Source organism: Phycicoccus jejuensis (genome assembly GCF_044797865.1).
Classification (GTDB): domain Bacteria; phylum Actinomycetota; class Actinomycetes; order Actinomycetales; family Dermatophilaceae; genus Phycicoccus; species Phycicoccus jejuensis.
This window is the reverse complement of the sequence record NZ_CP085209.1, coordinates 3,013,365-3,038,177: the sequence shown is the minus strand read 5'-3', so window position 1 is coordinate 3,038,177 and position 24,813 is coordinate 3,013,365. Positions and strand designations below refer to the sequence as shown.

Annotated in this window: 20 protein-coding genes; 11 read left to right on the top strand and 9 right to left on the bottom strand. The window is 70.3% G+C overall.

Annotated elements, in window-relative coordinates:
- From LG324_RS14400 to LG324_RS14385, 4 genes are all read left to right on the top strand, one after another.
- Positions 1-1,842, top strand: a complete 1,842-nt coding sequence (locus LG324_RS14400) for a DUF262 domain-containing protein (RefSeq protein WP_404348958.1) — start codon at positions 1-3, stop codon at positions 1,840-1,842.
- Positions 1,842-5,195, top strand: coding sequence for a DUF499 domain-containing protein (locus LG324_RS14395; protein ID WP_404348956.1), 3,354 nt, complete (start codon positions 1,842-1,844; stop codon positions 5,193-5,195). Before LG324_RS14400 ends, LG324_RS14395 begins: the two co-directional genes overlap by 1 nt.
- A 546-nt stretch (positions 5,196-5,741) precedes the next feature.
- Entirely contained in the window at positions 5,742-5,873 is a 132-nt protein-coding gene (locus tag LG324_RS14390; RefSeq protein ID WP_404348953.1) for a hypothetical protein, read from the top strand.
- A 153-nt stretch (positions 5,874-6,026) separates the two neighbouring features.
- Positions 6,027-7,940 (top strand): glycosyl hydrolase family 28-related protein, encoded by a 1,914-nt coding sequence (locus tag LG324_RS14385; RefSeq protein WP_404348951.1) that lies wholly within the window; start codon positions 6,027-6,029, stop codon positions 7,938-7,940.
- A 53-nt stretch (positions 7,941-7,993) separates the two neighbouring features.
- Here the strand turns inward: LG324_RS14385 and LG324_RS14380 are convergent, their stop codons facing one another.
- The 3 genes from LG324_RS14380 to LG324_RS14370 all read right to left on the bottom strand — a co-directional run bounded on the left by LG324_RS14380 (position 7,994) and on the right by LG324_RS14370 (position 11,445).
- Positions 7,994-9,037, bottom strand: a complete 1,044-nt coding sequence (locus tag LG324_RS14380) for a LacI family DNA-binding transcriptional regulator (protein WP_404353153.1) — start codon at positions 9,035-9,037, stop codon at positions 7,994-7,996.
- Between the two features lie 46 nt (positions 9,038-9,083).
- On the bottom strand, positions 9,084-10,013 hold the full coding sequence (locus tag LG324_RS14375; RefSeq protein WP_404348949.1) for a hypothetical protein: 930 nt from the start codon (positions 10,011-10,013) through the stop codon (positions 9,084-9,086).
- An 85-nt stretch (positions 10,014-10,098) separates the two neighbouring features.
- A complete protein-coding gene (locus tag LG324_RS14370) occupies positions 10,099-11,445 on the bottom strand; it encodes a DUF222 domain-containing protein (protein ID WP_404348947.1) in 1,347 nt (448 codons plus the stop codon).
- A gap of 221 nt (positions 11,446-11,666) precedes the next feature.
- Here LG324_RS14370 and LG324_RS14365 point away from each other — a divergent pair, with 221 nt between their 5' ends.
- Positions 11,667-12,452, top strand: coding sequence for a DUF4352 domain-containing protein (locus LG324_RS14365; protein WP_404348944.1), 786 nt, complete (start codon positions 11,667-11,669; stop codon positions 12,450-12,452).
- A gap of 83 nt (positions 12,453-12,535) precedes the next feature.
- Here the strand turns inward: LG324_RS14365 and LG324_RS14360 are convergent, their stop codons facing one another.
- From LG324_RS14360 to LG324_RS14350, 3 genes are all read right to left on the bottom strand, one after another.
- Positions 12,536-13,123, bottom strand: coding sequence for a hypothetical protein (locus LG324_RS14360; RefSeq protein ID WP_404348942.1), 588 nt, complete (start codon positions 13,121-13,123; stop codon positions 12,536-12,538).
- Between the two features lie 179 nt (positions 13,124-13,302).
- Complete coding sequence (locus tag LG324_RS14355; RefSeq protein ID WP_404348939.1) at positions 13,303-14,292, bottom strand: hypothetical protein; 990 nt, start codon at positions 14,290-14,292, stop codon at positions 13,303-13,305.
- Between the two features lie 358 nt (positions 14,293-14,650).
- A complete protein-coding gene (locus LG324_RS14350) occupies positions 14,651-16,357 on the bottom strand; it encodes a SulP family inorganic anion transporter (protein WP_404348937.1) in 1,707 nt (568 codons plus the stop codon).
- 264 nt (positions 16,358-16,621) lie between these two features.
- Here LG324_RS14350 and LG324_RS14345 point away from each other — a divergent pair, with 264 nt between their 5' ends.
- Genes LG324_RS14345 through LG324_RS14335 form a run of 3 tightly spaced genes read left to right on the top strand, consistent with a single transcriptional unit; the run spans position 16,622 to position 19,112 of the window.
- The gene (locus tag LG324_RS14345) at positions 16,622-17,707 is read left to right on the top strand and encodes a hypothetical protein (RefSeq protein ID WP_404348935.1); all 1,086 of its coding nucleotides are present in this window, start codon (positions 16,622-16,624) and stop codon (positions 17,705-17,707) included.
- A gap of 1 nt (position 17,708) precedes the next feature.
- Positions 17,709-18,044 (top strand): hypothetical protein, encoded by a 336-nt coding sequence (locus LG324_RS14340; protein ID WP_404348932.1) that lies wholly within the window; start codon positions 17,709-17,711, stop codon positions 18,042-18,044.
- Between the two features lie 57 nt (positions 18,045-18,101).
- Positions 18,102-19,112: an aldo/keto reductase family protein gene (locus tag LG324_RS14335; RefSeq protein WP_404348930.1), complete on the top strand. Its 1,011-nt coding sequence runs from the start codon at positions 18,102-18,104 to the stop codon at positions 19,110-19,112.
- Positions 19,113-19,145: 33 nt separating this feature from the next.
- Here the strand turns inward: LG324_RS14335 and LG324_RS14330 are convergent, their stop codons facing one another.
- Both LG324_RS14330 and LG324_RS14325 read right to left on the bottom strand, forming a co-directional pair.
- On the bottom strand, positions 19,146-19,988 hold the full coding sequence (locus tag LG324_RS14330) for an SDR family oxidoreductase (RefSeq protein ID WP_404348928.1): 843 nt from the start codon (positions 19,986-19,988) through the stop codon (positions 19,146-19,148).
- Positions 19,985-20,851, bottom strand: coding sequence for an SDR family oxidoreductase (locus tag LG324_RS14325; RefSeq protein ID WP_404348925.1), 867 nt, complete (start codon positions 20,849-20,851; stop codon positions 19,985-19,987). The genes LG324_RS14330 and LG324_RS14325 overlap by 4 nt, the downstream gene beginning before the upstream one ends.
- A gap of 102 nt (positions 20,852-20,953) precedes the next feature.
- Here LG324_RS14325 and LG324_RS14320 point away from each other — a divergent pair, with 102 nt between their 5' ends.
- The 3 genes from LG324_RS14320 (at position 20,954) to LG324_RS14310 (ending at position 22,919) form a co-directional block, all read left to right on the top strand.
- Positions 20,954-21,331, top strand: a complete 378-nt coding sequence (locus LG324_RS14320) for a winged helix-turn-helix transcriptional regulator (RefSeq protein ID WP_404348923.1) — start codon at positions 20,954-20,956, stop codon at positions 21,329-21,331.
- Between the two features lie 98 nt (positions 21,332-21,429).
- Positions 21,430-22,008 (top strand): DUF6318 family protein, encoded by a 579-nt coding sequence (locus LG324_RS14315; RefSeq protein ID WP_404348921.1) that lies wholly within the window; start codon positions 21,430-21,432, stop codon positions 22,006-22,008.
- 41 nt (positions 22,009-22,049) lie between these two features.
- The gene (locus LG324_RS14310) at positions 22,050-22,919 is read left to right on the top strand and encodes a hypothetical protein (RefSeq protein ID WP_404348919.1); all 870 of its coding nucleotides are present in this window, start codon (positions 22,050-22,052) and stop codon (positions 22,917-22,919) included.
- Positions 22,920-23,044: 125 nt separating this feature from the next.
- Here LG324_RS14310 and LG324_RS14305 read toward each other — a convergent pair whose 3' ends face one another.
- On the bottom strand, positions 23,045-24,616 hold the full coding sequence (locus LG324_RS14305; protein ID WP_404348917.1) for an OFA family MFS transporter: 1,572 nt from the start codon (positions 24,614-24,616) through the stop codon (positions 23,045-23,047).
- Positions 24,617-24,813 lie beyond the last annotated feature (197 nt).

The window sequence follows — 24,813 nt, the reverse complement described above, 5'->3', positions numbered from 1 at the left end:
GTGGGCTTTCTGACGCCGATGTACGAGCTTGGCGAGTACCTGACGTGGACGCGGTCAGGGGAGATCCAGCTCCCTGACTTCCAGCGCGGGTACAAGTGGGAGGACGAGCGCATCCGGCAGCTCCTCGTGACGGTTCTGCGTGGCCACCCACTCGGCGCGGTCATGTTGCTGAAGACGGGGAACACGCTCGTCCGCTTCAAGCCGCGCGCGGTCGAGGGCGTCGACCTGGCCGCGGGGACGGAGGCGAAATTCCTCCTCCTCGATGGCCAGCAGCGTCTGACGTCACTCACGCAGGCGCTCAGCGGCGATGGTGCGGTCGCGACAAAGGACAGCCGCGGCAAGCTGCTCGACCGCCGCTACCTCATGCACATGGAAACGGCGCTGAGCAATTCAAACCGAGTCGATGAGGCCGTCATCAGCATCCCGGTCGACGGCGTCGTCCGTACCAACTTTGGCAAGGATGTGGTCCTGAACCTGGGCGACCACGACAAGCAGCGGGAGCACGGGTACTTCCCGCTTCACCTGCTCTACGGCGACTACATGAGCTGGATCCTGGAACTCGACGACCGAGAGCTCGGGAAACGCTTCCACGAGCAGTTCATCAAGCCCGCCGCGACCTACGACATCCCGGCGATCGTTCTCGACGAGGGCACCGACAAGGCAGCCGTTGCGACCGTCTTCGAGAAGGTCAACATCGGTGGACTGCCTCTGAACGTCTTCGAGCTTCTCACTGCTGTCTTCGCAGGAGATGCCGGCTACTACGAGCAGTCGGGGGAGGACTTCCGCTTGAACGATGACTGGAAGGAGACCCAGCTCAAGTGGTCGTCCCATCCCGTCCTCGCGGCAGTGGAGAACACCGACTTCCTGCAGGCCCTCACGATGCTCACCACCCGGAAGCGGAACCTCAAAGACACGTCCGACCGTCCGCCCGCAATCTCTGCCAAGCGCGAGGACGTCCTCAAACTCACCTTGGTGGACTACCTGGAGTGGCGCGATCCTCTGCGCGAGGCTTTCATCTGGGCGGCCACCTTCCTCGCCGACCGTCACATCTTCGCTCCTCGTGACGTGCCGTACCCCAAGCAGCTGGTTCCTCTGGCTGCCATCAAGGTCGTCCTCGGCAAAGACGCTGATCTCATCGGTGTGAGCGAGCGGCTCATTCGCTGGTACTGGTGCGGCGTGCTGGGCGAACTGTACGGATCAGCGATCGAATCTCGGTTCGCGCGCGATATCGAAATGGTCCCGCCGTGGGCGCAGGACGAGACGAAGCCTGTCCCGCGTACCGTTCAGGATGCCAACTTCACCGAGTCGCGCCTTCACTCGCTGCGGACCCGGAACGCCGCTGCCTACAAGGGCATCGCCGCGCTCATCCTCGCGGGCGGTGCCCGTGACTGGATGGAAGACAAGGCGCTCGACAAGGTGCAGTACGTCGACCTAGCTGTCGACATTCATCACATCTTCCCGCAGAAGTGGTGCAACGACACCGGGGTCGATGGCGAGCACCGCGAGAGCATCATCAACAAGACGACCATCAGCGCCCGCACCAACCGGACCATCGGCGGCGCAGCCCCGTCCTTGTATCTGCAGGTGATCGAGTCCCGCGCTCAGCTGAAGTCGCAGCGCCTCGACGAGTTGTTGGGGACCCACCTTGTCCCTGCCGACCTGCTGCGGACGGACGACTTCCACGGCTACTTCAGGGCGCGCCGCGAGTCGCTGTGCCGCCTCGTCGAGGCCGCCATAGGCAAGAACGTCCAGCGCGACATCGACCAAGGCTTCGCCGACGAGGACTCCTCTCGGTTCGAGCCAGACGAGTTCATCGACGACGAAGCGACGGAGACAGACTGATGGCCCTCAGCAACCGCGACCGCATCGACCGCATGTTCCAGGTGCTCGCGCCTGCCCTCGATGACTTCATCGCGACGGTCGTCGGGCAGGGCGACCCCGCGCTCGGTGCAGTCTGGACGAAGCTCGTCGAGGCCAAGGACAGCAAGAACGGCGCTCCGTCGACGAAGACGTACGACGCCCGCGACCCGCAGGTGCAGTTCAGGATCCTCACCGAAGGCAACATCACCGGTGGCTTCAAGCCGGGGTGGTACCCCTTCAATCAGGCGATCGGGCGTACCGGGGAGACGTTCGCCAGCGAGCTTCGCGAAGTGCGCAACCAGTGGGCCCACAATGGCACTTTTACCGACGACGACGCCTACCGTGCCCTTGACACCGGCGAGCGACTCCTCAAGCTGATTGGTGCCGCCAAAGAAGCAGACGACGTCCGCGGCGTTCGGCTCAATTTGCGTCGCGTCACTGCCGATAAGGACGACAAGAAAGTCCTGAAGGCAGCCGTCGATAACCCTGAGGCGGCCGGCCTCCGGCCCTGGCGTGAGGTTCTTCAGCCGCATGACGACGTCGCCACCGGCAACTTCCACGCCTCCGAGTTCGCTGCGGACCTCTACAAGGTCGCGACGGGGGGCGAGGTCGACGCCGACTACGCGGACCCGGTCGAGTTCTTCCGTCGCACCTACCTGACCGAGGGGCTTCGTGACCTCATCGGCCGAGCCGTTCGCCGGCTCGCGGGGGACGACAACGCCTCGCCGGTCATCAACCTACAGACCAACTTCGGTGGCGGCAAGACCCACTCGATGCTGTCGCTGTGGCACGTCGCCGCGGGGCTTCCGGTCGGCAACTTCCCGCAGGAGACCCAGGAGCTTCTCACCGCCAACGGGTACTCGGCCACCAATGTGAACAGGGTCGCGATCGTCGGTAACCACTTCAGCCCGTCCGGCGTGGCGAAAGACGATGGCACTCAGGTCAACACCATCTGGGGCGAGCTTGCGTGGCAGCTCGGGGGCCCCGAGGCGTATGCGCTCGTTGCGAAGGCCGACCGAGACCGGACTCATCCTGGCGACGCTCTTCACGAGTTGCTCGCCACGTACGCGCCCGCCGTCATCCTCATCGACGAGTGGGTCGCCTACGCCCGTTCCCTGGTCGGTCGCGATGATCTTGCCGGGGGCACGTTCGACGACCAGTTCACCTTCGCCCAGTCCCTCACCGAAGCTGTCAAGGGCACCAAGGGCGTGCTGCTCGCCATCTCGATCCCTGCCTCCGAAACAGGAGATGCGAACGACAAGATCGTCGTCGGCAACGCCGAAGAGGTCGGCGGTCAGAACGGACTCGAAGCACTCAAGCGCCTGCAGAACGTCGTGCGCCGCGTCGCCGACCAGTGGCGCCCCGCGTCGTCAGACGAGGCCTACCACATCGTCAAGCAGCGGCTTTTCAAGCAGCCTGACGCTGCCTCCCTGGCAGCCATCGGTGCGACCGCCCGGGCGTACGTCGAGATGTACCGCAAGTTCTCAGACGACTTCCCGCGCGAGGCACGCGACGCAGCCTACGAGAACCGGATCAAGCAGACGTACCCGATTCACCCCGAACTGTTCGACACCCTCTACGAAGAGTGGTCGTCGCTGGAACGCTTCCAGCGGACCCGCGGCGTCCTGCGGCTGATGAGTACGGTCATCCACGCGCTGTGGACCGGCGAAGACCAGTCGCCGCTGATCATGCCAGCGTCGATCCCGCTCGCGACATCGAACGTGAACTCCGAACTCACTCAGTATCTCCAAGACTCGTGGAAGCCGATCATCGACGCCGATGTCGATGGCTCGAACTCCGAACCCGCACGCATCGATAAGGAGAAGCCGCTCTTCGGCCAACGGGCGCTCACCAAGCGCCTTGCGCGGACCGTGTTCTTTGGTGCGGCCCCGACGATCGCACCGGGCTCGGTGCACAAAGGTATCGGCGCTCAGCGGGTGTTTCTTGGGACCGCCATTCCTGGCGATATCCCAGGCAATTTCTACTCCGCACTGACGCAACTCGGCGACCGCGCCACGTATTTCTATTCGGGGTCGGGCAAGTATTGGTACGACGTCCAGGCCAATATCACTCGTACGGCGAAAGACCAGGCCGAGCGCCTCCACAAGGAAGATGTCTGGGCCGAGATCGTGCGACGGCTGCAGGACCAGGGTCGCAAGCGGGGCGATTTCGCCGGCGTCCACGTTTGCCCCGAGTCGAACGCCGATATCCCCGACAGCGACGAGGCACGCCTGGTCATTCTGCACCCGAAGGTTGCGCACAAGCGCAACGCTGAATCTGCGGCCAAGGAGTTCGCCCACAAGGCGATCGAGCACCGTGGAAGTTCGAACCGCACGCACCGCAACGCCCTCGTCTATCTCGCAGCGGACGAGGCGCGACTCGAGGAGCTCAACAACGCGACCCGCGACTACCTCGGCTGGAAGCACGTTCTGTCGAATGAGGCCGACCTCGATCTAACTCAGAACCAGAAGAACCAGGCATCGCAGAGGGCGGCTCAGGCCGACCAGACAGTCACGGCACGGCTACTGCAGAGCTTTACTTGGGCCCTCGTCCCGGCCCAGCCCGACCCGGGCGCCCCGTTTCTGATCAAGGAGACCAGGGTCGAGGGTCAATCCGACGCCCTCGCTGAGCGCGTCTCGCGGCGCCTCGGCAACGATGGTGATCTCTCCACGCGACAGGCTGCGGCGACCATCCGACTCGCTATCGGAAGGATCCCGCAGATCTGGAAGGACGGGCACGTCTCACTGGGCTCGTTGTGGGGGCTGTACTCGCAATACCCGTACATGCCGCGACTGCGCGACCGCTCGGTTCTGGACGCGGGGATCCTCGACCTGCCGATGATCTGGCAGACAGACGGGTTCGCTCTTGCCGCGGGCTACGACGAGGCTTCGGAACGCTACATCGGGCTCTGGACTCCGGGCGACAGGGAGAGCGCCCCGGTGGCAACAGACTCGCTCTTGCTGGTGCGTCCAGATGTCGCACAGAAGCAGCGCAGTAAGGAACCCGGCCCGGGCCCTGAGCCCGAGCCCGGTCCCGGTCCAGGGCCGTCGCCCTCGCCGGGCCCCGGGCCTCAGCCGCCGTCTCCGCCGGACCTTCACTGGCCGACCCGCTTCTTCGCCGTGAAGACTCTGCATGCTGACAAGATCGCGCTGGACTTCAAGAATGTCGCGGACGAGGTGCTCGCGCATCTGCGCTCAGGCGAGAACACTCGCGTCACCGTCAGAATCGAAATCGAGGCGACAGACGACGACGGCTTCAACGAAGGCAGGGTACGCACCATCTCGGAGAATGCGAGAACGCTAAAGTTCGACCAGGCCAGTTTCGAGGACCTGTAATCGGGCGTCCTCTTGTTGGCCACGTAGGAGAGGCAAGCCCGCCTGAGTCCGCACAGCGTCCCGCTGAATTGATATGAGTCCGGAGACGCCCCCCGGAGGTGGGGCCGAAAATAGACCACTTTCGTCACGCATCCTGTGTGATGACTCACTCACGAATGGAGAGATGTAGTGGCGAAGGGACATCTGTGCCCGGAATGCGGTACGCACACACTTCAACGGATCAGCACAAACTGGTTGCAGTGCACCACCTGCGGCCTCAAGAAGAAGGTCTAGGCCACAGGCCACAGCGCCACGGCTTTCGCCTCATAACCGATGTGTGCCAGCGTTGGGATCCAGCCGGGTGAACGGAGGTGGTGTCCCTGATACGAGATGGCGTTCTCCTGATGGCACCCCGTTGATTTGATTGCCACCGTGGGAGACGTGCTTGATCATTCTGGGGCCTTGAGATGCAGCCGTTCAACGCACGGCTATTGAGAATTCTGAGGTGGGCAGGTCGTGATTCCGCGTACGTGTTAAGGGTCCCGCAAGAGTCTCCTTTGGGGCGACGTGGAACAGGACTTTCTGCTCCCCGTCGTCTTCATCGGGTTCATCGTGCTCCAGGTGGTGCGGATCTGGTCGATGGTGGATGCGCGCTCCAGTGCGCAGGCCCGGAACGCGCGGCACGGCATCCTCAGCTGAACTAACAGGCCCGCGACGGGTTCGGTCAAGCCGTCGTCAAGGGTTCCACGCCGGGCAGGCCACGAGTTGTCGGGGGAGCGGGGGTGTGGTTGGGTACGCGTCAGAGAGCGCTCTCTCACCGACGAGCGAGCCCCGGCGCGAACGGACTGCGACATGACCTCACCCCCGCCCGCGAGGACCACCCGAGCCACCCGCCGCGCCGTCGCCGGCGTCGTGACCGGCCTCCTCGCCCTCACCGGCACGGCCGCCCAGCTGGCGCCCGCCGCCGCGGCGCCGGCCAAGCCCAAGCCGCCGGCCCTGAGCCTCGACCTCGGCAGCAAGGTGCTCGTCCTCGACCCGAGCATGGCCACGGCCGACATCAAGGCCGCAGTGGACACAATCAGCAACGCCCAGACCGACGACGAGATGGGCACCGGCCGCTGGAGCATCCTCTTCAAGCCCGGCACCTACGGCACCGCCACCGAGCCGCTGCAGCTCAAGGTCGGCTACAACACCGAGGTCGCCGGCCTCGGCGCGAGCCCCGACGACGTGCACGTCATCGGCAAGATCGAGGTCTACAACCGCTGCCTCGACGACGGCGGCACGAGCAACTGCATCGCGCTCAACAACTTCTGGCGCACCCTGAGCAACCTGACGATCGACGTCAACGGCACCGGCCAGGACGGCTGCCGTCAGTCGGCGAACTTCTGGGCCGTCAGCCAGGCCGTCTCGATGCGCCGCGTCGCCGTCAAGGGCGGCAACCTCAGCCTGATGGACTACTGCACCGCCGGGCCGCAGTACGCCAGCGGCGGGTTCATCGCCGACACCTCCGCCGAGACCGTCATCAACGGCTCGCAGCAGCAGTGGCTGACCCGCAACAGCACTGTCGACAGCTGGAGCAACGGCGTGTGGAACCAGGTCTTCGCCGGCGTCGAGGGCGCCCCCGACGACAGCGCCTTCCCGAACCCGCCGTACACGACGCTCGAGACGACGCCGGTCAGCCGGGAGAAGCCGTACCTGTTCATGGACGGCACCCGCTGGGCCGTGCGCGTGCCGTCGGCACAGACCGACACCCGCGGCCGCAGCTGGGAGAACGGCCTGACACCCGGAAAGACGCTGCCGCTCAGCGCCTTCCACGTCGCGAAGCCCGGCGAGTCGGTCAAGGACATCAACAAGGCGCTCGCGAAGGGGCAGCACCTGCTGCTCACCCCCGGCATCTACGACGTCGACCGCAGCATCGAGGTCAAGCGCCCCGGCACGGTCGTCCTCGGGATGGGCCACGCCACCCTCACCGCGCAGAAGGGCGCCACGCCCCTTGAGGTCGCCGACGGTGCCGGCACGGTCATCGCCGGCGTCACCATCGACGCGGGAACCACGCTGTCGCGCAACCTCCTCCACGTCGACGACCACGACAAGGGCAAGGGCGGCGACCGCTCCGGTCGTGGCTCGAGCGCCAAGGACCCGCTGACCCTCAGCGACGTCTACTTCCGCGTCGGCGGCCCGCACATCGGCAAGGTCAAGGTTGCGCTGCAGATCGACGCCGACCATGTCCTCGTCGACCACACCTGGGTGTGGCGCGCCGACCACGGTGTCGAGGACTTCACCGGCGGCTTCCTCGGTGACGACGAGCGCTGGGCCGTCAACACCGGCACCAACGGCCTGATCGTCAACGGGGACGACGTCACCGCGACCGGCCTGTTCGTCGAGCACTTCCAGCAGCACAACACCATCTGGAACGGCGAACGTGGACGGACCGTCCTCTACCAGAACGAGCTTCCCTACGACCCGCCCACGCAAGCGGACTGGGCCCAGCCCGACGGCACCCTCGGCTACGCCGGCTACGTCGTCTCCCCGAAGGTCCGCACCCACGAGCTCTGGGGCGGCGGGTCGTACGTCTACAACCGCAACAACCCGTCGATCGTCACCGAGCACGGCTTCCAGGTGCCGACCACGCCGGGTGTACGGCTGCACCACCTGCTGACCGTCAACCTCGGTGCCGGCACGACCCGCCACGTCGTCAACGACGTCGGTAGCCAGGTCGACAACAGCAACACCGGCACCCCGGCGTACGTCAGCGAGTACCCGTGAGCCGCACCGCCTGAGCCCGGACCCGTCCGCGGCAGCGCCGAGCAGGTTCCCGCTCAGGCGCTGTCGCGGACGACCAGCTCCACGCCCAGCACGACCGACCCGGATGCCTCGGCCGCTGCCAGCTCCGGCAGCGGGTCGGGCACCGGTCGGCCGAGACGCTCGAGCAGGAGCTGGGCCATCAGCCGACCTTGGGTCTCGGTGCGCTGGCGCACGGTCGTCAGCGGGGGAGCGGCCACCGCGGCGACGTCGGCGTCGTCGAAGCCGATGACCGCCACGTCGACCGGCACGGAGCGCCCGGCCTCCCGCAGCGCCGTCAGCGCGCCGAGGGCCATCAGGTCGTTGGCGACGAAGAGGCCGTCGACGTCCGAGCGGCGCTGCAGCAGAACGGATGTCGCCAGCGCGCCACCGGTCGTCGTGAAGTCGCCGACCTCGACGAGCTCGTCGTCGAACGCCTCGCCCAGTGCCTCGCGGAACCCGGCGAGCCGGTCCGTCCCCGCCGTCATGTCCTGCGGCCCGGCGACGGTCGCGATGCACCGCCGCCCGCTCGCCAGCAGGTGACGGGCGGCGAGCCGGCCGCCCTCGACGTTGTCGTGGTCGACGTGCCCGACGCCGGGGTGCTCGGCGACCGGCCGGCCGCCGGCGACGACGGTGATGCCGCAGCCCTCGACGAGCCCGACGACGTCGTGGTCGCCGTGCTCGGAGATGACGAGCGCGCCGTCGACGTGCCCGCCGCGCAGGAAGCCGGCGAGCCGGTCGAGGTCCTGGTCGGTCTGCACCATCGAGAGCACCATGTGCAGCCCGGAGCGCGCCAGCTCCTGGCTGGCCCCGCGGGCGACGGCGGCGAAGAACGGGTCCCCGAAGACGCGGCTCGTCGCCTCGGCCGCGACGAGCGTCACGGCGTCGGCGCGGCGCGTCATCAGCGCTCGCGCAGCGGGGTTGGGGACGTAGCCGAGCTCGTCGACGGCGGCGCGGACGCGCTCGGCCATCGCCTCCTCGACCGTCGGGGAGCCGTTGACCACCCGGGACACCGTCGCCCGCGAGACGCCGGCGCGGGCGGCGACCTGCTCGAGGGTCGGCCGCTGGCGGGCGGGCATCATCCGGTGCACGCCCACACGGTAGCCACCCCGGCTCGGAGGCGGGCGCTCACCGCAGGCAGGGACCGCTGCCGAGCTTGGCGAAGGCGTAGCGGTCGCCGTCCTGGAGGGTGCCCGGCCCGTTGGTCGCGCTCATCAGCTGGTCGTCGGCCTGGGGGTGGTCGGCCCCGAGGACGTGGCCGAGCTCGTGGACGATGACGCCGTGTGCGTCCCCGCGGCGCTGCGGGTCGTGGATCCACCTGCCGAGCGTCGGGGCGTCGAGCTCGATGGCGCCGGTGACCCAGCTGCGGCGGGTGGCTGGGCGGTCGGACTCCCGCGGGCCACCGAGCCCGACGATGCCGCCCTCGAGGCGGGGGGTCTCGTCCGGGTCGCTCCAGGAGATGAGCACCGGTGCCCACTGCCGGTCGTACTGGGGCATCCGCAGGGTGCGCGACGGCGAGGGCTTCTCGTCGGTGTAGCCGTCGAAGACGAAGGCCAGCCCGGTCGCCGCGGACACCTCGGCGACGGCGTCGGTGATGGCGTCGCGGCCGGTGTTACCGACGTCGTGCGGGTCGTGGATGACGTAGTGGATGGCACGGCACGGGTCGAAGGTGACCGGCTCGCCGCTGTCGACCTCGTCGATGAACGCGTAGCTGTCGATGTCCGGTGGGTCCGGCAGCGGCACGGCGGCGCGCATCCGGCCGCCCTCCGCGGAGGGGACCGGTGAGACGCCGACACCGACCCGGAAGGTGGGATCGCCGTTGACGAGGTAGTCGGCGATGGTGACGAGGTGCGACCAGCCGAGCTTGAGTGCGAGGAGGACGACGAGCAGCAGTCCGACGAGAAGCGGGGTGCGTGGGCCGCGCTGCCGATTGGCGCTGCTGGGGATCTCGACGACGGGGACGACGGCCCCGGCCGCGGCGTGCTCGTCGAGGAGCTCGGCCACGGCCGGGACCTCGCGCGCCAAGCGCGCCAGCTCGTCGTCACCCCCGGTCGGCACCCCGACAGGCTAGGAGCGCGTCGCGGCGGGCGCCGGGCATCCGTGGCGAGGGGTGACCGAACGGCCGAGCGTCAGAGCGTGGAGGTCAGGCGGCGTCGAGGAGGGCGGCGAGGTGACCCTCGAGCACGGACTCGTCGTCGGGTGGCGGGTCGGAGCCCCATCCGAGGAGGGGCGGGGACAGAGAGCGGTGGCGGTGCCCGGTCGGGGTGCGGACCTCGAGCTCGTGGGGTGACCCGCGGACGACGACCACCTGCCACCCGGGCGACTCCTTGACGAGGTTGCACCGGGCGCAGAGTCCCGCCGCGTTGACGAGGCTCGTCGGCCCACCGTCGCACACGGGGTGGACGTGGTCGGCGTGGGCGACGAGGGAGTCGCACCACGGGTTGGCGCAGACGTCGTCGCGCAGGACGACCATCCGGCGCAGAAGGCCGGTGAACAGCCGACGGCGGGCATCCATCGCGACGAGGTCGCGGGCGTCGGGGCTCGCGTACAGGCGTCGCAGCCACACGGAGGCGTCGCCGGCGTTGCGGACCCACCGGCGCGCGACGGGCGCGGGGACCGAGCCGTGCCCCGGGATGCGGGCCGGGGTGTCGACGGAGGCGGCGGGGTCGCCCGTCCCGAAGAGGGAGCGGTCGGTCATCACGAGGTGGACCTCGACCGGCTGGACCTGCCCGACCGCGAGACCGGCGAGCAGCCTCGTGGCGGTGTCGGCCATGACCGCGCCGAGGCCACGCCCGTCGGGTGCCTCGTCGTCGCACCCGCCACCGACGACCAGCTGGGCGCGGGCACGCACCGCGGCGTAGGCGCCGACGGCGTCGCGCAGCGGGGCGAGCACGGTCAGCCATGCCATCCCGTCCGGTGCGGCGCGCACCGAGACGCGTCGGGAGGCGGCCGCTGCCTCCATGCGGCGGACGACGGAGGCGGCGTCGAGCTCGGCAGCGACCCGTCGCGCGGCGCGGCCGGCGGCCCGTGGCCCGAGCCGGGGGAGGACGCCGGCGAGGCGGCGGTCGGCCTCGGCGCGGTCCTCGTGGGTGAGCGTGGCCGTCTCGCGGACGACCTCGAGGGCGTGGCGCTCGCCGATGTCGCCGTCGGTCAATGCGGCCATCGTCGCGGGCATCTCGTGGACGAGCGCGCGGGACATCCCGACGAACCGGTCACCGAGAGTGGGGGACTCGTGGCGAGCGAGGGCGACCTGCGAGCCGACGGAGCGCCCAGCGTCCTGGGGAGCCGCCGCCTCGTGCGAGCGACGGAAGGCGTCGGTGGCTCGGGCCTGGGCCGCCGCGACGGCGCCCTTGAGCCGCTCGAGCTCGGTCAGCAGATCGATGCGCTCGCGGTCGTCGAGCTCGTCGACAGGCACGTCGGCGAGGGACGTCCGGAAGGCCGTGACCGAGGCCGCGGCGGATCGACTCGCGACCCCTGCGGCGACCCCCATGGCGCTCTCCCTCCTATTGCCTCCCATCGTAGGGACGCCCACCGACAGTCCTCGTGCCGAGCGTCACCCTGCCCGGCATCGGTCGTTCGGACGATTCCGCGAGTCGCGGCTGGTTCTTCGGCCAGCGGTTATGTACCGTCGCCGGAGTTCACGCAGGGGAGTTGTCGTGAACCCCGGGGGGCCGATGCGTGTCTCTCGATGTCCGAGACAGGGAGCACGACATGACGAACTCACCAGCCGGCTGGTACCCGCAGGCGGACGGTCGGCAGCGCTACTGGGACGGCGCCCAGTGGACCGAGCACTTCGCTCCGGGCACGGACGCCGCCACGCCGGCGGTCGAGCAGAGCACTTTCGCGACGTCGGGCAAGCCGTGGTTCAAGAAGAAGCGTCTGATGATTCCCGCAGGGGTCGTTGGTGTCATCATCCTCGGCAGTGCGCTCGGGTCCGCGGGCGGCGATGAGCCCACTACCCCGGCAGTCGGTAGCACCTCCACGAGCTCGCCGGCCGAGGCCAGCCCTGCTCCCAGCGCGTCCCCCGCCGCCGCTGCAACGACCTCAGCGAGTCCCGCAGCCACCGCCAAGCCGAAGCCTGCAGCGACGAAGCCAGCCGGTCCGCGCATCGGCAGCAAGGTTCGCGACGGCAAGTTCGAGTTCGTTGTCTCGAAGGTGACCTGCGGCATCAAGTCCGTGGGGAACGAGTACCTCAACACGAAGGCCCAAGGGCAGTTCTGTCGGCTGGATGTCTCGATTAGCAACATCGGCGATGAGCCCCAGACCATGTTCGCGGACAACCAGATTGCCTATGACAGCAAGGGCCGGAAGTTCTCGGCGGACTCAGAGGCCTCGATCTATGACGACAGGTCCGAAGTGCTGCTGGAGGAGATCAACCCCGGAAACACCATCAAGGGGCGCGTCTACTTCGATGTGCCGAAGAACGTCAAGCTGGCAAAGGTCGAGCTCCATGACTCGGCGTTCTCTGATGGTGTGGACGTGGCTCTCACCAAGTAGCCGCTGCCCTTCACAGGGTGAGGCCCCGGTCGGGTGGTCCGACCGGGGCCTCGTTGTCGAGATCGCGTGGCAGGGTTGGGGTCTCAGGCGTGGGAGTGGATCTTCTCGATGCCGGGGGCCTCGACGAGGTTCACCTTGTGTGCGTGCCGGAGGCCGAGGCCGCCGAGGACGAACATCACCAGGGAGCCGGCGAAGGCGGCGATGGCGGCCCACATCGCGATCGCACCGATGGTGGCGAAGGCGTAGGCGTTGAGGAGCATCCCGCGGAGGGTCGTTCCCATGAAGAGGGTCTGGCGCAGCTGGCCGAGGTCCTGCGTGGCCTGCGCGGTGGGGGCGGTCTTGAGGGCGGCCATGTACTCACCGGACACCTGCGAGTACGTCTTGCCCTGCGAGGCCTCGTCCATGTGGGCCTGGATGTAGTAGTCGGCGTACGCCTTGGCCTGCGCGCCGGTGGTCAGCTCCTGGCCGGCGTACTGCGTCAGCTCGGCCTTCATCTGCGGCGTCGTGAGGGCGGCGGCCACGGGCATCGTGATCTGCTGGGCGGCCAGCTGGTCGTGGACGGTGCTGGTGGCGAAGGTCGAGGCCCACGTGAGCAGGCCCGCGGCGACGAGGAGGACCGTGGCGACGATGATGCCGGTCCAGGAGATGAGCTTGTCGAATGCCTTGCGCATGTCGTTCGCGTCCCTTCGGGTGGGCCCGGGGTGGGGGCCCGTGGTCTGTGGTGCCGGGTGGTCTTGCACCACTGAAACTACTACTACGCGTAGTAGTTGAAAAGGCATTCTGATGTCGCCTCGGTCACATCAGCACACGAGGAGTTCCGCTGCGGCACAGACCGGCCGGGACGGCGACCTCAGCCACCCAGGATGTCGTCCAGGACGGCATCCGCCCGTGCCGCCGCCTGCTGGTCGTTCTCGCCCTCCCCGCTGACGAACACGAGGTGCGGACCGTCGACGAACACCTCGGTCACCTGCGACGTGCCTTGCCGCTTCGTGCGGGTGCCAAAGAAGCTCGGGAAGCGGACGCCCCCGCCTCCGCTCGTCGTCTCCTGCGCCGGCAGGCGGGTGACGCGGTACTCCGGCGTGGCGGCCGTCGCCTCGTGGAGTACGACCTCGCCCCGGCACGTCCGCGCCAGCTCGCGATACCTCTCTAGCTCGCGGGTCGTACTCGCAGCGTCCGGGAACGGTTGGACGAGAACGCTACCCGGCCTGCCGGCGAGCGACCCGTCGGACCATCGCGTTGCGACGACACCCGCCGAGGGCGGCTGCCGTGCGTCGCCGTAACAGGGGGTGGAGGCGGCTGTCTCGTCCGTCACGACCTCCCACGCCTTCGTGGGCGCGAGCCGCGCCGCCACCACGGCGGCGGAGGCGACCGACCCGTGGTCAGGTTCCGGCGCTCGCACCGCGGCGACCCCGAGCCGGGCTCCCTCGAGGCACTCGCTCGAGGAGCGCGAGGCCGCTGACGCCGATCGGTCGGTGGCGACGCAGACGACGACCAGCCGGTCCATCACCGCGGCGGTGAAGACCTGCCGAGGTTCCTTCGAGCCGGACGAGCTCGGCGCCCCGGTCACGGTGACCACCTCGGCTCCACCCGCGGAGGCCGTCGTCGCGGTCCAGCGGCGGCCGTCCGCACGACGGCCGTCGCACTCCTGCAGGCCGCTGACCACCTCCCGGGCCCTGGCCTCGTCACCGTCGGGAACCGCCACGACGCCGGCGGCAACCCGTGACGGGTCCGCGGACGAGGAGCCGGCGTCCGGAGCGGGCAGCCGTTCGGTGCTCACGACCGTCCCGTCGGCCTGCCCCGGCAGGCCGAGGTCGGGGCCGCACACCGACACCGCCGTCATCCGTCGCGAGGCGGTCCCGGCCCAACCGCGACGCGGAGGGAGGGCGGAAAGGGCGACAGGGAGGACGTCGTCCGGCCCGAGCGGCCGTGCCGCGGTGGTACTGAGGCTCGGGAGGGTGCTCGCCGGCGTCGCGTCCCCGCGGTCCGGTGCGGGTGAGGTCGAGCACGCGCCCGCCGTCAGGACGGCTGCTGCCGCCGCCGCGAGCACGAGCCCGCGCGTCAACCTCGGTCCGGTCATGGTGCGCCCCCTCCGTCGGTCGGCGGACCTCCCGCCGATCGGTCGACAGACTGCCGCGTCCGGGCTCGCCCCGCCCCTGCACCGCCGCCGGCCTGTGGACAACCGACGTCGGCGAGCCGGCTCAGGAGGGGTCGGTCGACCGGTGGGCGCGCTGTGCCGCCCTGACGCCGGCGGCGATGGAGTGCCACAGGTGGTGCGGCCCGAGCTGGCCGACCAGGCCGGAGCGCTCGAGCACCCCGCGCACGTCGGACAGCACCCGCACGAGGTGCACGTCGACGTCCTTGCGGCGCAGCGACCGGACGAGGTGCCCGAGCCGGTCGCACGTCGTGGCGTCCATCTGGTTGGTCGCCTCGAGGTCGAGGACGAGCGTGGCGCCGCGGTCCCGGTCGCGCCGGTCGAGGGCCATCCGCTCGACCTGGGCGAGGACCGTCGAGGCGTTCGCCCAGAACAGCGGCCCGTCCGGCCGGACGACGACGACGCCGCGGTAGGTCCGCCGGGTGGGGTCCGAGCGCAGCGACCCCCACGCCGCCTTCTCGTCCTCGACGCGGCCCATCTCGTCGACCCGCACCTGCACCGAGCGGTAGACCAGCCCGAGGATGGACTGGGCGACCGCGACGAGCAGCCCGTTGAGCGGCCCGAGGACGAGGACCCCCACGAGGGCCACGACGGCGGCGACGAAGTCGTTGCGCCGCAACCGCCGGTAGCGGGCGAACGCGCTCGGGTGGACCAGCCCCCACACGGCGTGGATGACGACCGCCGACAGGACCGTGCGCGGGAGGTCGGCCAGCAGCCCGGTCGCGGTGACGAGGAAGACGAGGGTCGCGACGGCCGCGGTGATCCCGCTCAGCTGCGTCCACGCACCGGCGCTCGCGTTGGCCGCGGTCTTCGAGAGCGAGCCGCCGACGCCCATCCCGCCGAAGGTGCCGGAGGCGAGGTTGGCCGCGCCGTGGGCGACGAGCTCGCGGTCGTCGGTGCGTGCGTCGACGTCGTCGGCCGAGAAGAGTCGCACCGCGGCGAGACCCTCGGCGACGGCCACGGCGGCGATCGCCACGCCCCCCGTGACGAGGCCGGAGAGGAGGTGCGGGTCCACGTCCGGCAGCCGGGGGACGGGGAGGCCGCTGGGGACCGCCCCGACGGTTCCGACGCCGTGACCCGCCAGGCCCGCCCCGCGCGACAGGAGGACGCCGCCGACGAGGACGACCAGCGACCACGGAACCCGTGGCGCGAGGCGCTGGCCCGCGAAGAGCACGAGCAGGGCGACCGCCCCGGTCGCCAGCGTCGGACCGTCGAAGCCACCGATTCCGCGCAGGAGCGCCACGAGACGGTCACCGAGCGCGCCGACGGGAGCCGGTAGACCGGCGAGGGCCGGGACCTCGCCGACGACGATGAGGACGACGAGCCCCGCGACGAAGCCCGTGACGATGGGCTCGCTGAGGAACTGCGCGACCCAGCCCAGCCGCAGCAGGCCGGCGACGACGAGCACGAGCCCCGCGACCACCGCGAGCCCCGACGTCAGGCCGACCGCCGCCGCAGGATCGCCCCCCGACAGCACCCGGACGATGGAGCCGGACAGCACCGACACGGTCGACACCGGCCCGACGAAAAGCACCTTGGACGAGCCGAACACGGCGTACGCGAGGAGTGCCGGCGGCAGCGTCCAGAGGCCGACCACGAGGGGGACACCGGCGACGGCCGCGTACCCGAGCGACTGCGGCACGGCCAGCGCGGCGACGAGGAGGCCGGCCAGCACGTCGCCCGCGAGATGACCGCGCGGGTAGTGACGCAGCGACCGGAGGTTCTCCGGGACCATCGTCGACAGCGCGCGCACCCCACCATCCTGCTCCTGCGCGACGGCGGGACGAGCAGGTTCCACGCGTGCGGAATCCGTACTACCCAGCCCAGCACGGACCGACCGCCGCGGACCATCGGACGGACGGACGGAGGGCCTCGACCGTTCGGTGGAGGGTGACAACGGTGTCGGTCACGGGGGCGCCACGGGTTGTTAAAGGGTTGGTCAAGTGGCGGTCGAGAACCGCTCTGGGTCAGTAATTTTCCACCAGCAGAGGGACGGAACCCCGCGAAGGAGATTCAGGTGAGCACGTCAGTCGTCACGGTGGACGGAGCCCGCGTCCGGGTGTCGAGCCCGGCGTTCCGCGAGACGTTCTCGCAGCGCTCGTCGGCGGGTGTCCCCGTCCCGGCGGGCGAGGCCTCCACAGCCGTCCCGGTGCCCTCGACGACGGGATCCGTCACCCGTCGCCAGCTGCCCCAGGACCCCGGCGCGGGCCGCCTCACCCTCACCCACGCGTCGGCCGCGACGTCGGCCCTGGCCGAGTCGATCCTCGACGCCGAGGACGCCCTGACGTCCGTCCACCGCTCGTGGTTCGCCCCGGCCCAGCGCCCCTGCGCGCCGCGCGCCGACCGGGTCGACGAGTCGACGATCGTCGCCCGGCACGCCGAGGCCGCGGTCCGCGGCGTGCCGTGGTTCGACCTGTCCAAGCGCCGGCAGGCCGCCCAGGTCGCGCGCCGCCGGGCCCACTCCGACATCGACGTCGCGCGCCGCGCCGCCGAGGAGCGGGTGCGCGCCGAGGAGCGCCGTCTGGACGCCTGGTGGAAGGCGCTGTGCGCCAACGACCCTGCGACGGTCACCGAGCACGTCGACGGTGTCTTCGCCCGCGAGCCGGGCACGCGGGCCAAGGCGCTCGGCGCCGAGGGGTCCGTCCTCGAGATCGCCGTCCTCGCGCCCGGTGAGCACGTGCTCCCGGCGGAGGAGGTGCGGATGGCCGCCGACCGCGCGCTGACCATCCGGCGTGCCTCGGCCGCCCACCGCACCGAGCTCTACCGCCAGCACGTCGCCGGCCTGCTGGTGGCGACCGCGCGTCGCGCGCTCGCCGCCTCGCCGGGTGCGGGGTCCGTCCGCGTCCACGTGCTGCGCTCGACGGCCACGGGCCCCTACGACGACGTCTGCCTGCTCGCCGTCGCCGAGATCGCCCGCGAGGACCTGCACCGGGCCGACTTCGGGCTCGACGCCGTGTCGCTGCTCGGGCGCATCGGCCGGGGCACCGTGCTCGGCGCCGCCGGGGCGGACAAGGCGATGGAGCCGGTCGCCCTCGAGGTCGTGCCCGGGCTGGCCGAGCGCCTCGCAGCGATGTGCTGCACCGAGCGCCGCGCGTCCGCCTGACATGCGCTTCGTCACGCCCCCCACCTGGCCGCCGATGCCCGAGGGCTGGGTGCCCGACCCCGGATGGCGCCCCGAGCCCGAGTGGCCCGCGGCGCCGAAGGGCTGGCAGTTCTGGGAGAACGACTACGGCGTCGCCGTCCCCGGACCGGCCGGCCTCTACGGGACCCGACCGCGCCTGTTCACCGGCCTCGGCATCGTCCTCGCTGTGCTCACCGGCCTGCTGGGCTTCTACGTCGGCGCCGGCGGGGGCGCCGCCGCGGACGCCCAGCCACCCGCTCCGGCCCGGACCGTGGTGTCCTCGCCCGCGGCCACCCCGACGACGACACCGTCGAAGTAGGGGGTCCGCCCGCACCTGTCGAGCCTCGCGCGGGCGGACCCCTCCTACTGTGGGTGGATGGACTTCAGATACCTCGGCAACAGCGGTCTCAAGATCTCCGAGATCACCTACGGCAACTGGCTGACCCACGGGTCGCAGGTCGAGAACGAGGCGGCCACCGCGTGCGTGCGCGCCGCTCTCGACCACGGCATCAGCACCTTCGACACCGCCGACGTCTACGCCAACACCAAGGCCGAGAGCGTCCTCGGCGAGGCCCTCAAGGGCGAGCGGCGCGAGAGCCTCGAGATCTTCACCAAGGTCTACTGGCCGACCGGCCCCGGCGGGAAGAACGACACCGGCCTGTCGCGCAAGCACATCATGGAGTCGATCAACGGCTCGCTGCAGCGCCTGCAGACCGACTACGTCGACCTCTACCAGGCCCACCGGTACGACACGGAGACGCCGCTCGAGGAGACGATGCAGGCGTTCGCCGACGTCGTCCGGCAGGGCAAGGCCCTCTACATCGGCGTCTCGGAGTGGACCGCCGACCAGATCCGCGCGGGCCACGCCCTCGCCAAGGACCTCGGCATCCAGCTCATCTCGAGCCAGCCGCAGTACTCGATGCTGTGGCGCGTCATCGAGCCCGAGGTCGTCCCGGCCTGCGAGGAGCTCGGCATCGGTCAGATCGTCTGGAGCCCGATCGCGCAGGGGGTGCTCACCGGCAAGTACAAGCCCGGCGAGGCCCCTCCGGCCGGGTCGCGCGCGACCGACGACAAGGGCGGCGCCGACATGATCAAGCGCTTCATGGACGACGAGCTGCTGACCCGCGTGCAGAAGCTCCAGCCGATCGCGGACGAGGCGGGCCTGACGATGGCGCAGCTGGCCATCGCATGGGTGCTACAGAACGACAACGTGTCCGCCGCGCTCGTCGGTGCGTCGCGGCCCGAGCAGGTCGAGAGCAACGTCAAGGCGGCGGGCGTCACCCTCGAGCCGTCGGCGATGCAGGCCATCGACGACGCGCTCGGCGACTCCGTCGTGCGCGACCCGGCGATGACCGAGAAGAACGCACCGCAGACCCGCGTGGCCTGAGGCGCAGCCGAACTCGTCGGATGGGGCGCCGGTTCAGCTGTAGGAGAGGAGCTCTCGTAGCGAGACCGGCGCCCTTCCGGTGACCTGCCGGACGTCGTCGGTGACCACGTCGAGCTCGCCGGCCCGGACGGCCGTGTACGTCGACACCCACGCGTCGAGCTGCCAGTCGGGTGCCTCGTACGGAGCGCGGCTGGCGTACGCCTCCTGGACCCTCTCGTCGTGGAAGCTGACCTCCCGCCCTGTCACCTCGCTGATGGTGGCGGCGATCTGACTGAAGGACAACGCCTCCGGGCCGGTGAGGTCGTAGGTGCGACCCGCGTGCGTTTCCGGGTCGAGCAGCGCGGCAGTCGCGACGCGGGCGACGTCCTCGCGTGCGACGGCACCGAGCCGGCCGTCCCCGGCCGGTCCGCGGATGACGCCGTCCTCGCCCGCCATGAGGGGCAGGAAGTCCAGGTAGAGGCTGTCGCGCAGGAACGTGAAGGCCATCCCGCTGTCGCGGACCAGGTTCTCCGTCGCCCAGTGGTCGCGGCCGAGCGTGAACGTGCAGTCGGCCGCCGCGCCGAGGAACGAGGTGTAGACGACGTGGCGGACGCCGGCCTCGGCGGCGGACCGGACGGCGCTCGCGTGCTCGCTCATCCGGTCCTCGGACTCGGACGCCGAGACGAGCAGGAGGACGTCGACACCGTCGAGCGCGGCGCGCATCGCGTCGCCGTCCCGGTAGGAGGCCGTGGCCACCTCGGCGCCGTCCAGCTGCGGTGCGCGAGAGGCGTCCCGGACGATGAGTCGCTGGGGAACACCGCGGGCGGCGAGGTCGCGGGCGACGAGGCCACCCACCGCGCCCGTGGCGCCCGTGACGCCGATGATGAACCGGGTCACGGCTGCGCCGCCACGGCGTCGGCGACGGCCTGCCGCATCGAGGTGGGTGCACGGCCGATGAGGCGCTCGAGGTCGCCGCTCGTCACTTCCAGCTCGCCGCGGGCGATGCCGCGGTCCGAGTCGGCGAAGACGCGGGCGACGGGGTCGGGGAGGCCTGCGCCGGCGAGGATGCCGGCGAGCTCGTCCTCGGTGACGTCGCGGTAGGCGACCTCGCGCCCGGACGCCTCGGAGACGGCGGCCGCGAGGTCGGCGAGGGTGAAGCCCTCACCGCCGAGCTCGTGGACCGTCCCGGGGGTGGCGTCGGGGTCGAGGAGCACGGCCGCGGCGGCGTCCGCGTAGTCGGCGCGGGTGGCGGCACTGACCCTGCCGTCGCCGGCCGCTCCCACGACCGCGCCGTGCTCGAGGTAGGTCGGCACCTGCGGCGTGTAGTTCTCGAGGTACCAGCTGTTGCGCAGGAGGACGAGGGGGAGTCCCGCGTCGCGGAGCATCTGCTCGGTCGCCTGGTGCTCGGCGGCCAGCTGCATCGTCGAGGAGTCGGCGCCGGCGATGCTCGTGTAGGCGACGAGCCCGACGCCCGATGAGCGCAGGGCCTCGACGACGTTGGTGTGCTGGGGGATGCGCTGCCCGACCTCGCTGCCGGACACGAAGAGGACGCGGTCGGCGCCGTCGAAGGCGTCGCGGAGGGACGCCGGGTCCGCGTAGTCGACGACGGCCGTGCGGACGCCGAGGTCGGCGAGGGCGCGGAGGCGGTCGGCGTCGCGGCCGGTCGCGAGGACGTCGGCGGGGGAGGCGCCGCGGCGCAGGAGCGACTCGACGACGAGGCGGCCGATCTGCCCGGTGGCGCCGGTGACGACAATGGTCATGGGGTGGTCCTCTCTGGGGTGCTGCGGGGTCGGTGGGTGCAACCGGGCCGTGGGGTGGTCGCTTCCCGAGGGACAGTACGCACTTTCGAGTAAGGTACTGGCGTGACGGTGAGCAATGAGGTCAGCGACCTGCGGACGATCTACCCCGACGGCGTCATCGCGGCTGGATGCCCCAGCCGGACGGTCCTCGACCACGTCACGAGCAAGTGGGGGCTACTCGTCCTCGTTTCGCTGACGGAGGGGCCGCTGCGCTGGAGCGAGCTGCGACGCCGCGCTGACGGCGTGAGCGAGAAGATGCTCGCGCAGACGCTGCGGACGCTCGAGACCGACGGGTTCGTGCACCGCGAGGCGTTCCCCGTCATCCCGCCGCGGGTCGAGTACAGCCTGACGCCGATGGGCGAGGAGCTCGCCGGGCACCTCGTGCCCTTGCTCGGGTGGGTCGCGGCCCGGGCCGAGGGGATCGTGGCGCGCACGCGCTGAGCCCGGCCGTCGCGGGCCTGTGGATGACCGCGTGCCCTCCGCGCCGATGCTCGGTACCTTGTGGTCAGGTCGCCGAGGGGGCGCCCGGAGAGGCAGGCATGACGAGGGGATCGCGCTGGGTCGTCGCGGGGGCGGCGCTGGGGACGGTGCTGCTCGCGGGCTGCGACTCCTCCGGCGGTGACCAGCCGTCGCCGAGCGCGACGTCGGCGAGCCCGAGCGCGTCCCCGTCGTCGAGCCCATCTCCTTCGCCCAGTTCGAGTGGTCCCGAGATCCCGGCCGCTGCGCGGGAGCAGACCCCCGCCGGCGCCGAGGCGTACGTCGAGTACTTCTTCGACCAATTCAACGTCGCCTGGACCAAGCCCCAGCCGGGCCTCATCAAGTCCATGGGGACCAGCGGGTGCGAGTTCTGTGCGAACTCGGAGGACACAACTCAGAAGCTGGCTGACAAGCAGCAGAGGTACGCGGAGGAGCCCGTTCGCCTTAATGAGGCACAGAGTTTCGGTGGCGCACCGGAGGGTGAGCAGTACGTCCGCATCAAGTTCACGCAATCGGGCGCACGGGTCGTTGACTCCTCAGGCAAGGAGGTTGCGCGCGACAAGAAGTTGACGGCTGACGCGAACGCTGCTTTGAGGTGGGTGGATCAGCGATGGCTAGTTCGCGGGATCGAGAGGGGCTGAGACCGGCCCGCCTCGTCGCAGGGCTTTCGTTCGGATTGGCAGTGGCACTGTCCGGTGGATGGCCGCCCGCCTACGCCGGTGACCCAGGCGGCGGATTCTCGGGTGGTCTCACCGAGCACGGCAGTGTGGTGAAGACGCTTAGCCGGGTTGAAGTCGACTCTCTGTCGACTCACTACTTTCGCAACGCAACGGCCAAGGGACCGTTCTATGACTACGCGGCGGTCTCCGCGTGCAGCACCGCTGAGCCCGGTCAGAACGAGGGGGATCTCTGCCCGGCCTCGTGGGGCCTGTGTCGGGTGACGACGGGAGGCGGCGAGGGTCCCGCGGTGGCGGTCTGGCGGAGGCAGGTGGAGCAGGACGGTCAACCGCTGACGGGGGCCGATGGTGCGTGGGAGCGTCTGGACCTGACGTGCTGGCCGGAGCGGGTGCCGGGCAACGCGAACGCGTTGACGATGGGGATGATCCGTCAGGCGTTCCGGGACACCGACTTCACGAAGCCGACGGTCAACATCCAGCCGGAGGGTGACGTCACCCTCGTCAACCTGCCGACGTTCTTCGAGGTGCAGTTCCCCGAGGCGGGGTTCGGGCCTGACGAGGTCGACCGTCCGGACCCGGCGACGCTGCTCGGTCACGAGGTCGAGATCCGACCACGCCTGAAGTCGATCACCTACCACCTGGGGGAGCGGACGGTCGGTCCGACGACGGACCTCGGTGGTCCGTACCCCGACGGCACCGTCGTGCAGACCTACACCCAACCGGGCGAGCAGCAGGTCCGCGCCGACATCGTCTACACGGGACAGTTCCGGGTCGGGGGCAGCGGGTGGATCGACATCCCCGGCGCGGTCGAGCTGCAGGGAACGCCGGTGACCCTCACCGTGCGCGAGGCCAAGGCCCGTCTCTACTCGAACTGACGACGCCCACGTCCGTCCCGTCGGGAGCCGGCACCGCTCGTCCGCTTCTCGTGGCGATCTGCGGGGGTCCGGGTGCGGTGGCACGCGGACCCCCGCAGATCGCGGGGAGGAGCGGGGAGGGGAGGTCAGGCGAAAAGCTTGGCCGCCGTGATGAGGGTCTGGACCACGCCGTAGGCGAGCAGCACGAGCACGACGCCCCACGACAGGTACACCCGCAGCGAGCCGCCGCGCGCGGTCGAGCCCTCGGCCTCGTCGCCGGCGAAGTCCTCGGCCGCGGCGGCCGTCCGGCCCTCCGGCTCGTGGAACTTCGACGCCACCGGGCGCACCATGAGGTTGGCGACGAACCCGACCGCCAGCACCCCGACCATCGTGAAGAGCGCGGGCCGGTAGTCCGCCGCCGTCAGCTTGCCGGGCGTGCCCGCGGCGTCGAGGAACCCGTTGATGATGAGCGGACCGGCGACACCGGCCGCCGACCACGCCGTGAGCAGCCGCCCGTGGATGGCGCCGACCTGGAAGGTGCCGAAGAGGTCGCGCAGGTAGGCCGGCACCGTCGCGAAGCCACCGCCGTAGAAGCTGATGATGATCGCCGCGACGAGCACGAAGATCGCCGTCGCCGTCGAACCGATCAGCGCGAGAACGAGGTAGAGGACGATGCCCACGCCGAGGTAGACCATGTAGATCGGCTTGCGACCGATCTTGTCGGAGGTCGTCGACCACACGAAGCGTCCGGCCATGTTGAAGAGCGACAGCAGCCCGACGAACCCGCCGGCCGCCGCGACCGCCACCGACGAGGTGCCGTCGGAGCCACGGAAGAAGTCCTGGATCATCGGCGCGGCCTGCTCGAGGATGCCGATGCCGGCGGTCACGTTGCAGAAGAGGACGACCCACAGCAGCCAGAACTGCGGCGTCTTGATGGCGTTGGCCGCCGACACGCTGCGGTCGGTGATGAGGTCGCTCTTGTTGGACAGCGTCGACGGGTCGAAGCCCTCCGGGGCCCACCCCGGTGCCGGCACACGGACGTTCGTGACGCCGATCATCATCACGAGGAAGTAGATGACCGCCAGGCTGACGAAGAGCCCCGTGAGGGCGGTGCCGTTCGCGAGCGACCCCGAGACCGACGGGTCGTAGTCGGCGTCGAAGAACGACATGAGCTGCCGGGACAGGGGCGACGCGACCATGGCCCCGCCACCGAAGCCCATGATCGCCATACCGGTCGCGAGGCCCGGGCGGTCCGGGAACCACTTGATGAGCGTCGACACCGGCGAGATGTACCCGATGCCCAGCCCGGTCCCGCCGATGACGCCGTAGCCGAGGTAGACCAGCCACAGCTGGGAGGTGGCCATCCCGACCGCGCCGACGAGGAAGCCGAGCGCCCAGGCGCAGGCGGCGGCGAACATCGCCTTGCGCGGCCCGACCCGGTCGACCCACGTGCCGAGCACCGCGGCCGAGAGCCCGAGCATGACGATGGCGATGGAGAAGACGAGCCCGACCGCGGTGAGCGAGCTGTCGAAGTGGGCGACCATCGACGCCTTGTAGACGCTCGTCGCGTACACCTGCCCGATGCACAGGTGGATGGCCAGCGCCGCCGGCGGGATGAGCCAGCGGTTGTAGTCGCGGGGCGCGACCGTGTGGTGCCGGTCGAGCAGCGACAGCAGGCCGGACCCGGAGGGCCTGCTCTCGGTGGTGGTGGCGGACATGGGTACCCCTTCCACTACTCCCGGCGCGACGTTGCGCCTCGGACGCTGACCCGTCGGCGCGCCGGTGACGAGACTAGGCAGGCGCGTGAGCGGCCGGGGCCGGAGCGACGCACCGATCCGGTCACCGTCCACAGGCCACACCGGGAGGGCGCGTCGTCCACAGGAGCGACGTCCGCCCGGGGTGGCGCGGCCGTGCT